Consider the following 15,121-nt stretch of genomic DNA (forward strand, 5'->3'; position numbering starts at 1 on the left):
TTAATTTTTAAAATTCTAAATTAAGACCAACTAAAAATGTTCTTGCTACCGGATATCTTCCGTTGTCAATTCCTGATAAAAGCACATTTTGATTAAATGAACCAATCTCTGGATCGTAACCTGAATAATTAGTAAACGTGTATAAATTTTGAGCAGATCCGTATAATCTTAATCTTGAAATTTTATATTTTGAAATAACATCTTGTGGCAATGAGTATCCAAGCGTAACGTTTTGAATTCTTAAATAAGAACCATCTTCAACGTAGCGGTCAGAAATCAACAAGTTAGTATTTGACGCATCTGCAATTGGTCGCGGGTTATTACTAGCTGTATTTGTAGAAGAATAATAATCCATTGCATCAACTAACTGATTGTCATATAAAGAAGCATTAGTTGTACCTGCTCTTTTTGTTAAGTTCATAACATCATTTCCGTATGATCCCTGAAGAAAAATAGAAAGATCTATGTTTTTATATTTGAAATTATTTGTAAAACCGTAAGTGAATTTTGGATGTGGATTTCCGATGAATGTTTTATCAGCAGCATCAATTTTTCCATCACCATTTACGTCAACGTATTTCACATCTCCAAGTGCAGTTTCTCCAGCTCCAGTTCCAACAGCTTGACCAAATTGAAGCGGTGCTTTATCTAAAACCGCCTGATCTTTAAAAATACCGTCTGTTTTATATCCGTAGAATAAACCAATTGGGTTTCCAATAGTAGTATTTGTAACGACAACTGGCTGATAACCATTAGTATTTACTTCTTGAGTCAAAACGATTCCGTTTGCGATTTCATCCAAATTATTTTTGTAATGAGAAACAACTGCTGAAGCACTCCAATTAAAATTACCTGCAGATCTCATATCGTAACCAAGCGTCAAATCAAAACCTTTGTTGCTCATTGTACCTAAGTTAGAGTATGGTGCAGAAACTCCTCCATACTGACCTCCGCCTCCAGTTAAATAAAGAGGCAATGGAACTTGGAATAAGAAACCTTTAGATTTTTTGTCATACACATCAAAACTTGCAGAAAGTTTGCTGTCAAACATTGTGAAATCAATACCAATATTAGTTTGATTTAATGATTCCCAAACTAAATCTGGATTTGGATAATTTGACGGCAAGAATCCGCTTCCTAATCCTGAATTTTGCGTTCCTAGCATTGCAGAATAACTGTTGTTTGGAATTTGCTGATTTCCAGTTTCTCCGTAACCAACTCTAAATTTAATATTATCTATATATTTACGAGTTCCTTCCATGAACGATTCGCTTGATAATCTCCAAGAACCAGAAATCGCATTGAAAACTCCTTTTTGATTATCTGTAGTTGGATCAAATTTAGAAGAAACGTCCTGTCTGATTGATGCTGTAATACTGTATTTATCATTGAAATCATAAATAATACGAGCAAAAAGAGACGACAATGAAGCACTTCCTTTGTATTGTGTTACTGTGTTATTATCAACATCAGCTAAATTAATAGTGTGAATTGAATTTGTTTTGAAACCTTGTGCAGAAGCAATTAAACCTTCCCAATGAGAATCATTTGCTTCCTGACCTGCTAAAACTGTAAATTTATGTTTCCCGATAGTTTTATCGTAAGTCAATAAATTTTTAATGTTTGTAGAATACCAGTTTTGTCTTCTTACATCAAGATCGGCAAGCAAGTTAGTCTGGCTTCCCCATTTATAAGATGGTCTGAAATCATCATTTTCAGAAAACTCAGTATTAGCTGCAATTTCAATACGGTATTTTAAACCTTTAATAATCTCAGCTTCAGCGTAAACATTTCCTAAGAAATTCTTTCTAATCAATTTATTATCTCTAGTTAAAGCCTCAGCAACTGGATTGTAATAGGTTACGCTTTGTTCTGATGACGGAGGTCCCGCAAAAGTTCCATCTGTATTTCTAACAGGAATATCTGGTGACTGCAATAAAGTATTCGAAATCAATCCCGAGAAACTTTGATTTACAGTAATTCTTTCATTTGTAATACCTCCAGTAAGATTACCGCCAATTCTTAACCAAGATTTGATTTTAGAATCTAAGTTCAATCTTACTGTATATCTTTTCAATCCAGAGTTGATAATTGTTCCTTCATTATCTAAATAACTTCCAGATAAATAGTAGCTTGTACCATCTTTCGCACCAGAAAATGACAACTGATGACTGTTAGAAATAGCTGTTCTGTAAACCTCATCCTGCCAATTTGTTCCAGGTCCTAATAATTCTGGATGTGTAAATTCCTGACGCGTTTGAAAACCCCATAATTTAGCCAAGTTTGTTTTTAAAGTTGCATATTCCGGCAAAGTCAAAACATCTAATTTATTAGTTACAGAAGCAAACGAAGTATAGTTTTCATAAGATACTTTTCCCGTTCCTTTTTTACCTTGTTTAGTTGTAATAATAATTACACCATTTGCTCCTCTAGATCCATAAATTGCTGTTGCAGAAGCATCTTTTAAGATATCCATAGATTCAATATCATTTGGATTGATCATAGAAAGCGGACTCATAGCATTATTACCGCTACCTCCCGAAGAAGAAAAACCATCTTTACCAGCCAAAGTCTGACCACTTGTAGATTTACCAGTGGCATCACCAGAGATTGGCACACCGTCAATTACATACAAAGGCTCGTTAGTTCCTGTGATAGAAGTAGTTCCACGAACTCGTACAGAAGCCGCTCCTCCAGGCTGTCCTGAATTGTTTGTTACCGAAACCCCTGCTGCTTTACCCTGAAGCATTTGATCGATAGAAACTTGCTTTAAATTTTCAATATCTGCCGATTTTACTGAAGATATTGCACCGTTTACGTCTTTCTTTTTCTGAGTTCCGTAACCAATTACAACTACCTCTTTTAAATCTTCAGAGCTTGATTGCAGAGTAACATTAATCTTATTTCTGCCTCCAATAGCTATTTTTTGAGAATCAAATCCAATAAATGAAACTAATAAAGTCCCATTTGCAGGAGCGTCGATGGAATATTTACCGTCAAAATCAGTTGAAGCAGTAGTTTTTGTACCAACAACAGAAATGTTGGCTCCTGGAATTGTCATTCCTTTTTCGTCAGAAACTACCCCTGATATTTTAACCTGAGCAGTAATAAAATTACTCAGCAACAAGAATAAGATCAAAGGAACTGCCTTGTGGTTAGCGTTCCAATGAATAAAGTTAGTCATTAGTTTTTTCATAATAAATGTTTGGTTAGTTTAAATTTGTTTTACTTAATAATCAAGTAATAAAAAGGGTGTGATTTATTTTCTAAATTATTTAACAAATCTATAACAGAACAAAACATTAAATCGATAGTATTATATCATTTAATGATAATATTTTTACTATATCAGTTTAAAAAAACACATATGAAAATAAAACTAGCTATTAATTGCGTTTTTCGCAATAACAACCTCCTAAATCACTACTTCTTATAAATAAAAATGAACGAATCTGCAAAAAGAAAACGATTTCGTTAAAAATAATATTTGTTTGTGAAAAAAAAGTATCACTATAAAATACGCTTTAATCCAGAAAAATCTTCTCTGTATTGACTAGGAGTACAGTTTTTAGTAGCCTTAAAACTGCGATTGAAATTGGCAATATTATTAAAACCTGATTTAAAAGCAACTTCAGAAACACTCATGTCTTTTTCAACTAGCCAGCGCGCCGCATATCCAATTCGGATGTCATTAATATAATTTACAAAAGTTTTCCCCGTACGTTTTTTAATAAATCGGTTAAAGGAAATAATCGACATACTGGCTACATTTGCAGCATCTTCTAAAGTAATTTTGTCAGCAAAGTTTTTCTGCACATATTCATAAACCAACTTCATTTTATCATAATCATCAAACGTATCATAATCTACAGTATAAGTAGAAAGCAAACGCTGATTTCTGGAATTGGCAAGATCGTATAACAAAGAAGTAATTTCTAAAAAGTAATCCATACCATCTAATTTAGAAAGCCTTACAAGCCTTGGCGTTAACTCTTCAGCTACTTTTTTAGAAAATAAAATCCCATGAATCGAACGATTAAACATATCCCGAATCGGATTCATAATTCGTCTTGACAATAAAGATTCATGAAATAAATCATTATGAAACTGAATGGTAATTTCGTGTATTTTTTTACTTGTACATTTATTTAATTCCCAGCCGTGGTATAAATTCGGACCAATTAAAACCAATTCAACATTATCGATTTCTTCAATATTATCTCCAACAACGCGCTTCACTCCTTTTCCATTCAAAATAAAATTAATCTCGAATTCCGGATGATAATGAACCGGAAAATCAAAACTGTCTTTAACTCGGTCAAAAACCAAAAAACTGTCTCCAGCAGACAGCGGCGCTATTTCTCTATAAAAATTTTTAGTACTGCTCATATCTATAAAAACTATTTCATGAAGTAATTAGATCATTTTCGATTGCAATAATATGATATATAATTGATAAAATAATATTAATTACACGATAAACATCCCATTATCTTTGAAAAATAGAATTATCATTTTTTTAAAAACGGTATTAATAATAAACATTAATCATTTTTTATAGAATATCTTTTTAAAGTTTTAATAATTTTAACTGAAAAACAATACTGAATCGTCGATTAGAAATTGAAGCGCAAAATTACATTCACAATCTCTGAATTTGTGGATATTACATCCAAAACAATATAAAACCAGAATGAAAAAAAACATACTAACCTTAATTATTGCGGTATTTATAGGAACTTCATGCTCTTCAAAAGCGATTACCAGTAATACTAATTTGTCACTTTCAGATAAAAAAGCGACACCTGAAACCGTTTCTCTTTATAAAAAACTAAATCAATTATCGCAAAAAGGGTACTTATTTGGGCATCAAGACGATCTTGCTTACGGCGTAAAATGGAAGTATGAAAATGGCCGAAGCGATGTTAAAGAGACAGCCGGAGATTATCCCGCAGTTTACGGCTGGGACATTGCCGGTTTAGAAAAAGATAATTCTAAAAACATCGACGGAGTTCCTTTTGATAAAATGAAACAATACATTCAAGAAGCTCATGAAAGAGGCGGAATCTCAACTATCAGCTGGCATTTTGACAATCCTGCGACAGGAAAAAATGCTTGGGACAATACTCCAAATTCTCTAAAAACAGTTTTGCCAGGCGGTCAAAATCATAAAAAATTCACTTCATGGCTGGATAAAGCTTCTATTTTCTTTTTGTCTTTAAAAGATAAAAATGGAAAAAATATTCCGATACTTTTTAGACCTTATCACGAACTTACTGGAGGCTGGTTTTGGTGGGGAAAAGGAAATGCAACTCCCGAAGATTTTAAAACTTTATGGAAATTTACTTTCGAATATCTTCAAAAAAAAGGTGTCCATAATTTAATCTACATCTACAACACAAGCAGTTTTGGCACTAAAGAAGATTTTTTAACCAATTATCCAGGCGACAATTATGCCGACATTTTGAGTTTTGACAGTTATCAGAATAATGACGACATAGACGGTAAAAAATTCATTGAAGAAGTTCAGAAACAGCTTCAAATTGTAAACGAAATTGGAATCGAAAAACACAAATTAATTGCCGTAGCCGAAGCGGGTTATGAAGCAATTACGGATCCCAAATGGTGGACTGGAACTTTAAACAAAGCTATTGGCGATTACAAAATATCATATGTTTTAATGTGGAGAAATCACGGCTGGCAGGAAAAAGAGCAAAAAATGCATTATTATGCCCCATTTTCAGGGCAAGTCAGCGAAAAAGATTTTGTAGATTTTTATAATCTGGAAAAAACGCTGTTCGAAAAAGACATTCTAAAAGCTTTAAAATAAAAACCAAATCTAAATCAAACCTTTAAAAAGAACTCAATGCACGACAAAATTAATTTAAAAGAAAAAATCGGTTACGGTCTCGGAGATGCTGCATCATCCATGTTCTGGAAGATTTTCAGCATGTACCTTCTCTTTTTCTACACCGATGTTTTCGGCTTAGCGCCTGCTGTCGTAGGAACCATGTTTCTAATTACCAGAATCTGGGATTCGTGTTTTGATCCTATCGTGGGAATTATCGCTGACAGAACTAAAAGCAAGTGGGGGAAATTCAGGCCTTATTTATTATGGATCGCCGTGCCTTTTGCAGTAATTGGAGTTCTAACTTTTTATACACCCGATTTCAGCGAAAAAGGCAAAATAATATATGCGTACGTGACTTATTCACTCATGATGATGATTTATTCCTTGATCAACGTTCCGTATGCTTCGCTTTTGGGCGTAATGTCGTCTGACCGAAAAGAAAGAACAACTTTGTCTTCGTACCGAATGGTTTTTGCCTTTGGAGGAAGTCTATTGGCGCTTTGGTTAATTGAACCTTTAGTGAATTACTTTGGCGGAAGCCTTAATTCTAAAGCAGGCTGGCTGTCAACAATTGCTATTTTTGGTGTTATTACAACGGCATTTTTCTGGGCTTGTTTCCTTTTCACAAAAGAAAGAGTAAAACCAATTGAAGATGAACAATCTAATTTAAAAGAAGATTTAAAAGATTTACTAAAAAACAAACCTTGGTGGATTTTATTAGGAGCCGGAATTGGGACTTTGGTCTTTAATTCTATCAGAGATGGAGCTGCCGTTTATTACTTTAAATATTATGTAAGCAGTTCTGTTAACTTCGATTTTTCACTTTTCGGAACTGATTTTCACATGGCGCCAACTTCAATTTATTTAGTATTGGGCCAGGCTGCCAATATCATCGGAGTTATATTGGCAACTCCAATTGCCAACAAAATTGGCAAGAAAAAGACCTTTTTTGGTGCCATGGCAATCGCTTCAATTTTGAGCTTAGTTTTCTATTTCTTCGGAAAAGAAGATATTTTCTTGATCATGACTTTCCAAATTTTAATCAGCATTTGTGCGGGCTGTATTTTCCCATTAATCTGGTCGATGTATGCTGACAGCGCCGATTATTCTGAGTGGAAACAAGGACGCCGCGCAACCGGTTTGGTTTTCTCTGCTTCATCAATGTCTCAAAAATTTGGCTGGACAATTGGCGGTGCGGGAGCCGGATGGCTTTTGGGCTATTATGGTTTTCAAGCCAACGTTGAACAGACAGCCACAGCACAACACGGAATTCAATTAATGTTAAGCATACTTCCTGCAATCGCAGCCGCAATATCTGTCGGTTTTATTTTATTCTATCCTTTATCTGAAGAAAAACTCCAAACGATAGAACAAGATTTAAACGAAAAAAGAGACCAGAAAATTTAAAATAAATCAGATACAGAAATAAAAATATATGACAACAATATCATCTTCAGCTGTTTTTCAGGACCGAAAAACAGCATTAGAAAAAGAACATAAAGCACTCGTTGAGCAGAAAAATGCTCCCGAAGAAAATGCTGGAAACGGAATTTATCAGCGTTATAAAAATCCTGTTGTTACTGCAGCTCATGTGCCTTTGAACTGGCGTTTTGACTTAAACGAAAAAACAAATCCGTTTTTGCAGGAAAGAATTGGAATGAATGCTGCCTTTAATGCCGGCGCAATGAAATGGAACGGAAAATATCTGCTTGCCGTACGTGTGGAAGGAATTGACAGAAAATCATTTTTTGCAATAGCCGAAAGTCCGAATGGCGTTGATAATTTTAAGTTTTGGGAGAAACCATGTGTAATTCCGCAAACCGAAGAACCAGACACAAACGTTTATGATATGCGTTTGATTAACCACGAAGACGGTTGGATTTACGGTATTTTTTGTACTGAAAGAAAAGATCCAAAAGCACCAAAAGGCGATACAAGTTCGGCTGTAGCCAATGCAGGAATCGTGCGTTCTAAGGATTTGGTCAATTGGGAAAGACTTCCAGATTTGATTTCAAACACAGGCCAACAGCGCAATGTAGTTTTGCATCCAGAATTTGTTAACGGAAAATATGCTTTATACACGCGTCCGCAAGATGGTTTTATTGATGTTGGCGCTGGAGGCGGAATTGGGTTAGGATATGTTGAAGACATGAAAAATCCAATTGTAAAAGAGGAAAAAATCATCTTCGGGAAACAATATCATACTATTTATGAATTAAAAAATGGCCTTGGTCCTGCTCCAATTAAAACCGAAAAAGGCTGGCTGCACTTGGCACATGGCGTTCGTAATACTGCTGCAGGTTTACGTTATACTCTTTATATGTTTATGACTGATTTGAATGATATCTCAAAAGTTACACACGTTCCTGCCGGACATTTTATGGGCCCAGAAGGAATCGAAAGAGTTGGTGATGTATCGAATGTTTTATTCTCGAACGGATGGATTGAAGATGCTGACGGGACTGTTTACGTGTATTACGCATCATCAGATACCAGAATGCATGTTGCAATTTCATCTGTAGCAAAACTTGTTGATTATGTTACCAACACACCAGCGGATACCTTCATTTCTGCAGGTTCTGTAGAAACGATTATCAATCAAATTGAAAAAAATAACGCAATATAATTCGTCGTGTCAGCAAAACTAAAGCAATTAAAATTTGAACTTTCAGCCGAACTGGATTCCATTTTAAAATATTGGTCAAAACATACTATTGACAATCAAAATGGCGGTTTTATTGGTCAGATTGATTTTGAAGAACACATTATCGCCAACACTGAAAAAGGAGCTGTCTTAAATGCCCGAATTTTATGGTCGTTTTCAGCAAGTTATCAGGTCACCAAAAATGAAGAGCACAAAAAATTGGCAGAAAGAGCTTTTAACTTTCTTTCAAAATATTTTTACGACTCAGAATTCGGGGGTTTGTTTTGGAGCATTAATGTTGACAAAACGCCTAAAGACACCAAAAATCAAATTTATGCTCTGGCTTTTGCGATTTATGGATTATCTGAATATTATGCTATTTCTAAAGATGAAAAAGCTTTAGAAATAGCCATCAATTTATATTTAAAAATTCAGGAACACAGCTTCGATCCTGAAAACAAAGGTTATTTTGAAGCATTGACCCGCGATTGGCATCCTATCGACGATTTACGTTTGAGCGACAAAGATGCTAACGAAAAAAAGACTATGAACACGCATTTGCATATCGTCGAGGCGTATGCAAATTTATTCAAAGTCTGGAAAGACAAAGCACTTCAAAATGACATTATTGGACTGCTTGAAACCATTCACAAGCATTTTATCAATACTCAAACGGGACATCTTCGTTTGTTTTTTGATGAAAACTGGATCGAAAAACCAGATGTGATTTCATACGGCCATGATATTGAAGCGGCTTGGCTTTTATTGCAGTGCGCTGAAATTTCAGAAGATAAAAGTTTGATTTCGCGTTATAAAAAACACGCTGTTTTAATGGCCGAAGTTACACAAGAAGGTTTGGATACTGACGGAGGATTATGGTACGAATTAGATCCAAAAAACAACGAACTGGTCGCCGAAAAACATTGGTGGGTTCAGGCTGAGGCTTTAATTGGTTTTTATAATGCGTACCAGTTAACTGGCGACGAGAAGTATCTTGACATCGTTTTTAAAAACTGGAACTTTATTAAAAAATACATTCTCGACAAACAAAACGGAGAATGGTTCTGGGGCGTTTATCGCGATTATACTTTAATCGAAAAAGACAAAGCGGGTTTCTGGAAATGCCCTTATCACAACAGCCGTGCCTGTTTAGAACTTATTCAGAGAATAAAAGACTAACATTTTACTTTTAAATTAAGCTTTTTAAATAAATTCAAAATGAAAAATACTTTTCGGCACATTCTTTATATAAGCTTATCTTTTTTAGCTCTTTCCGGATGTTCATCAAATGATGAAAGTGATCCACAAATTGTAGTTGATCCTCCTGTTGTGGTTGATACTGATCCGCTGACGACCACAAATGCTGCAACATATTTAGTTGATGCCAATGGGACCAAAGAAACAGTTGCTTTGTTTTATAATTTAAAAAAATTGGCCAAAACTAAAACAGCAATTGGCCAGCAAGACGCTTTTAACAGTTATTACCAAGATGCGGGAGGCGATTCGGATATCAAAAAAAACACAGGTTATGATCCAGCCCTTTTAGGTTCCGATTTTATGTTTATAACAGATAAAAGCAATGACGGTACGGCAAGCAATTGGTTTTATCAGCAAGAACAAAAAATTGTTTCTGATGCAAAAGCCGCTTACGCAAAAGGCATGATCAATACATTTTGCTGGCATTTAAGAGAACCTAATAAAGAAGAATCCTTTTATGCGGACGATCTGACATCGGAACAAAAAACTACAGCTTTTAGAAGTATTTTACCCGGTGGAGTAAACAATGAATGGTACAAGAAAAAACTGGATAAAGTCGCCAGCGTTGTTTCGAATTTGAAAGGAGCAAATGGCGAATTGATTCCAATAATCTTCAGGCCTTTTCATGAATTTGACGGAAGCTGGTTTTGGTGGGGAGCCAATTTTTCTACTGCCGATGAATATAAAAAAGCCTATCAATTTACCGTTGATTATTTGAAGAATACAAAAGGCGTTCACAACATTTTATATGCTTTTTCTCCTGATAATTCATACACCACACAAACCGATTATTTAAGCCGTTATCCCGGTGATAGTTATGTGGATATTCTTGGAATGGACAATTACGGCGATTTCAATAATCAAGGACAAACTGGCGCTGACAGAGCGAACAGTAAACTGAAAATTCTTTCTGATTATGCTAAGGCCAAAGTAAAAATTGCAGCGCTAACCGAAACCGGTTTTCGTGTAACAAGCACAACACCTGCGATCACCGATTGGTTTTCGACTTTATTGTATAGTTCATTAACCAAAAATGAGGTGCAAATAAGTTATGTAATGTTTTGGAACAACAATAAAGACGGCTATTATGTTCCAAATGGTTCGGTTTCGAATGCAAGCGACTTTAAAACTTACAGTGCAAAGACAAAATCGGCATTAGTGAATTCTCTGCCGAAGATGTATGAATTGCCTAAATAGTTTAGCTATTATTAGTCGTTTTTTTTGTCATTTCGACGAAGGAGAAATCCTCGTTAGAAACTCGACAAAGATTGGATTCTCGTTGCGGAGCTACTTGCGAAGATTTCTCCTTCGTCGAAATGACAAGATTGCGGAAAACTAAAGAATAAGAACTTCTTAAAAAAATTAAGACCTAGCCCTGATAGAAGTGGAAATCCTTTTGTGCCGGTCCCGAGGCTTCGGGAGGCACAAAAGATTGAAACGAATAGCAGGATTAGCTACTAAAAAATATGATATGAAAAACAGATTTTTAAAAACCCTTTCTTTTGCAATAATATTCTGCTCAATTGCTTGTCAGGCGCAGGAACGAATTACGGTAAAAGGAACACAATTTTACAAAGGCGATAAACCGTACGCGTACATTGGCACCAATTATTGGTACGGAAGTTTACTGGCTTCAAAAAAAATTGGTGACCGAAAAAGATTGCTTCGTGAATTGGATTTAATGCAGAAAAATGGCATTGACAATCTCCGCATTTTAGTTGGAGGAGATGGAGGGAAATACGATTTTACGGTTCGCCCGGCGTTGCAATATGAACAAGGAAAATATGACGAAGATTTATTGGATGGATTAGATTTCCTAATCAATGAAATGAAGAAGCGCAAAATGTATGCTGTTTTATATTTAACAAACAACTGGGAATGGTCTGGCGGTATGTCACAATATTTAGAGTGGAACGGCAAAGGTCCGGTTCCGGTTCCGGGAATTGCACCAAATACTTGGCCTCAGTTTATGTCGTACACAGAGCAATTTCACAGTTGTGAGCCTTGTATGCAAGCTTTAGAAAATCATGTGAAGTTTATTATGGGAAGAACAAATGCCTATTCTCATAAAAAATATACGGAAGATAATACCATCATGGCCTGGCAAGTTGGGAATGAACCAAGACTTTTTACGGTCGAAAATGAAGCAAAATTTACGGTTTGGTTGAACAATATTGTGAATTTAATGGACAGTTTAGACAAAAATCATTTGATTTCAACAGGTTCCGAAGGATTGAACAGCTCGAATGATGACATTGGAATTTTTGAACGAACACATCAAAACCCAAATATTGATTATTTGACCATGCACATTTGGCCAAAAAACTGGGGCTGGTTTAAAGCTGATAACGCTGAAAAAACTTTAGCACCAACTTTAGAAAATGCTGGGAAATATATTGATAAACATGTGGCTATTGCAAACCACTTAAAACGTCCAATCATTATTGAAGAATTTGGCTTGGGAAGAGAAAACGAAAGTTTATTGCCAACAGCATCGGTTACAAACAGAGATATTTTCTACAATTATATTTTTGGCCGAGTTGCTGAAAGTGTTAAAAATAATGGGGCTTTGCAAGGAGCAAATTTCTGGGGATTTGGCGGTGAAGGAAAAGCGGTTAACGAATCTGGGAAATGGAGTCCCGGAGATCCTTTGACGACAGATCCTCCACAAGAACCGCAAGGATTGAATTCGGTCTTTTCTTCCGATAAATCGACGTTGAAAATTGTAAAAGATTATAATTTGAAATTGAGAAAATAAATGAAAAAACATATCACGATTTTCTTTATCGTCCTTTTTTTGACGGGAAACGCCCAGACTTTTGATGCTACAAAATATGGCGCCATTGGCGACGGAAAAACCATAAATACCAAAGCGCTTCAAACCACTATTGACGCTTGTTTTAAAAATGGAGGTGGAACTGTTTTTATTCCAACTGGCGTTTTTATGACAGGAACTTTAAACTTAAAAAGCAATGTAAACCTTTATTTAGAAAGCGGTGCTATTATAAAAGGAAGCGCAAATATTAACGATTATATTCCGGTAAACGGCGTTCATTATGGAATGTTTTTTACTGAGAATTCAGAGAATATAACCATTTCCGGAAGCGGAACCATCGATGCAAACGGCGATACTTTTTTCGACACAACAAAAGCTAAAAAAATTGAATGGGGAGGAACTTCAGGAACTCGTCAAAAAGAAAATTTCAGAAAAGTGGTAGATGGCGGAATTGGTGACGGACCAATTGTCCCAAAAGAAAGACCGTATCAAACCATTATTTTCAGCAATTGTAAAAGAGTAACCATAAAAGATGTTTTTATTACACAATCGACTTTCTGGACTATTTTAATAGCCGATTGTGACAGTGTTTTGATTGACGGAATTCGCCTTTGGACCAACATGCTGGCACCAAATGCAGACGGAATCGATATTACTTCTGGAAGAAATATCACGGTCAGCAATTGTGATGTCCGCGCGGGAGACGATGCCATAATTATTGTGGGTTACGCTTCACATTTTGAAGTTCCGGGGTTTAAGGATTTGCGTCATTCTTCAGAGAATATAAATATCATTAATTGCAATCTTCAATCGGCCTCAAGCGCAATTCGAATTGGTTATTTCGATCATAATTCCGTTCGAAATATTAATATTTCAAATTGTAACATTACGAATTCAACAAGAGGAATTGGAATATTTTTGAGAGATCAGGGCTCTTTAGAAAATATAAATGTGTCAAATGTCAATATCGAAACTAAACTCAGAACCGGAGATTGGTGGGGAAATGGCGAGCCAATTCATATTTCGGCAGTTCGCGGAAAAGCAAAAGTTGCTGGCACAGAAACAGAAACTTTAGGTATAATCAAAAACGTAACTTTCTGCAATATAAATTGCAAAGCCGAAAACGGAATTTTAATTTATGGTTCTGAAGAAAGCGTTCTGCAGAATATCAATTTCAAAAATGTAACTTTCGATTTTATCGACAGCAAACTAAATGATGTTGCAGGAGGAAACATTGATCTTCGAGGATGTTTAGACGAAAAACAACAACTTTTTCAGCGTGACATTCCCGGAATTTACGGTCAATATGTTGACGGATTAACGATAGAAGATTTTAAATTAACCTGGACAAAACCACGAATGCCGTATTTTACAAACGGAATCGAAATCAATAATTTTAATGATGTAAGAATTGTTAATTTTAAAGGAAGTGGATCTCCAATCAATAAAAATGCAGTTCCGGTTTTATTAGAAAACGGGACTAAAACTGATTTAAATTTAGATAAAAAGATGGTTGTGAAAATGGTTAACGTTAAAAATTAATTTTCTCAACATATAAGTGATATAAGTTCAAATAATCGAGAACTAAAAACCTAACAGGTTTTAAAAACCTGTTAGGTTTGAATATAAAATCAAGATAATATCTTTTCAATTGCGTTCAATTCATCATGAGTAAACTCCGTATTCTGCAAACAATCAATATTATTGCATAATTGCTTCACAGAACTCGCACCAATTAAAACCGAAGTAATTCGTTTGTCTTTTTGCAGCCAAGCCAAAGCCAATTGCGCCAAAGACTGGTTTCTATTTTTAGCAATTTCATTCAATTGAACTAATTTCTGAATACGTTCCTGCGTTACCTCATCTTCTCTCAAATGCCCGTTTGGATTATGCGCTCTTGAGTTTTCCGGAATTCCGTTTAGATATTTATCTGTTAAAAGTCCTTGTGCCAAAGGCGAAAACGCGATACAGCCCACTCCTTTTTCTTCTAAAACATCAAGCAGACCATCTTCAACCCAACGCTGTAACATTGAATATTTAGCTTGGTGAATCAAACACGGCGTTCCTAATTGTTTCAAAACATCAACCGCAACACGAGTCTGTTCTGCCGAATAATTACTGATTCCCACATACAATGCTTTTCCGCTTCTAACGGCATAATCCAAAGCCATCATCGTTTCTTCAATTGGCGTTTCGGGATCTGGACGATGCGAATAAAAAATATCGACATAATCGACTTTCATTCTCTTTAAACTCTGGTCTAAACTTGACAACAAATATTTTCTTGAACCCCAATCTCCATAAGGTCCATCCCACATTGTATAGCCCGCTTTAGTCGAAATAATAATTTCATCACGCAAATTCCCTTGAAAATTATGCCACAGAATTTTACCAAAATTAGTTTCCGCAGAACCCGGAACCGGTCCGTAATTATTCGCTAAATCATAGTGAGTAATTCCTTTATCAAAAGCTTCTACGGCGATACTTTCGGCATTATCAAAATTATCCACTGATCCGAAGTTGTGCCATAATCCTAAGGAAATTTCAGGCAGTAATAACCCGCTTTTTCCGCATCTGTTATATTTCATTATTT

10 protein-coding genes are annotated in these 15,121 nt (G+C 35.4%); 7 read left to right on the forward strand and 3 right to left on the reverse strand.

What is annotated here, in order from left to right; genetic code table 11:
* Window positions 1-7: 7 nt before the first annotated feature.
* Together GKZ88_RS09335 and GKZ88_RS09340 are read right to left on the reverse strand one after the other, a co-directional pair.
* A complete protein-coding gene (locus GKZ88_RS09335; RefSeq protein WP_155102098.1) occupies window positions 8-3,196 on the reverse strand; it encodes a TonB-dependent receptor in 3,189 nt (1,062 codons plus the stop codon).
* Window positions 3,197-3,510: 314 nt separating this feature from the next.
* Complete coding sequence (locus GKZ88_RS09340) at window positions 3,511-4,389, reverse strand: AraC family transcriptional regulator (RefSeq protein ID WP_035647779.1); 879 nt, start codon at window positions 4,387-4,389, stop codon at window positions 3,511-3,513.
* 304 nt (window positions 4,390-4,693) lie between these two features.
* Here GKZ88_RS09340 and GKZ88_RS09345 point away from each other — a divergent pair, with 304 nt between their 5' ends.
* The 7 genes from GKZ88_RS09345 (at window position 4,694) to GKZ88_RS09375 (ending at window position 14,070) form a co-directional block, all read left to right on the forward strand.
* A complete protein-coding gene (locus tag GKZ88_RS09345) occupies window positions 4,694-5,830 on the forward strand; it encodes a glycosyl hydrolase (protein WP_155102099.1) in 1,137 nt (378 codons plus the stop codon).
* Window positions 5,831-5,866: 36 nt separating this feature from the next.
* Window positions 5,867-7,258, forward strand: coding sequence for an MFS transporter (locus tag GKZ88_RS09350; protein ID WP_155102100.1), 1,392 nt, complete (start codon window positions 5,867-5,869; stop codon window positions 7,256-7,258).
* A gap of 28 nt (window positions 7,259-7,286) precedes the next feature.
* Window positions 7,287-8,477, forward strand: coding sequence for a glycosidase (locus GKZ88_RS09355; RefSeq protein WP_155102101.1), 1,191 nt, complete (start codon window positions 7,287-7,289; stop codon window positions 8,475-8,477).
* Window positions 8,478-8,483: 6 nt separating this feature from the next.
* Complete coding sequence (locus GKZ88_RS09360; RefSeq protein WP_347343864.1) at window positions 8,484-9,674, forward strand: AGE family epimerase/isomerase; 1,191 nt, start codon at window positions 8,484-8,486, stop codon at window positions 9,672-9,674.
* 39 nt (window positions 9,675-9,713) lie between these two features.
* Window positions 9,714-10,949, forward strand: a complete 1,236-nt coding sequence (locus tag GKZ88_RS09365; protein WP_155102102.1) for a glycosyl hydrolase — start codon at window positions 9,714-9,716, stop codon at window positions 10,947-10,949.
* A gap of 274 nt (window positions 10,950-11,223) precedes the next feature.
* The gene (locus tag GKZ88_RS09370) at window positions 11,224-12,510 is read left to right on the forward strand and encodes a cellulase family glycosylhydrolase (protein WP_155102103.1); all 1,287 of its coding nucleotides are present in this window, start codon (window positions 11,224-11,226) and stop codon (window positions 12,508-12,510) included.
* Window positions 12,511-14,070 (forward strand): glycosyl hydrolase family 28 protein, encoded by a 1,560-nt coding sequence (locus GKZ88_RS09375; protein ID WP_155102104.1) that lies wholly within the window; start codon window positions 12,511-12,513, stop codon window positions 14,068-14,070.
* 89 nt (window positions 14,071-14,159) lie between these two features.
* On the opposite strand, the gene GKZ88_RS09380 is transcribed toward GKZ88_RS09375, so the two are convergent.
* Window positions 14,160-15,116 (reverse strand): aldo/keto reductase, encoded by a 957-nt coding sequence (locus GKZ88_RS09380; RefSeq protein WP_155102105.1) that lies wholly within the window; start codon window positions 15,114-15,116, stop codon window positions 14,160-14,162.
* Window positions 15,117-15,121 lie beyond the last annotated feature (5 nt).

It is taken from the genome of Flavobacterium sp. LC2016-01, assembly GCF_009711135.1.
Taxonomy (GTDB): domain Bacteria; phylum Bacteroidota; class Bacteroidia; order Flavobacteriales; family Flavobacteriaceae; genus Flavobacterium.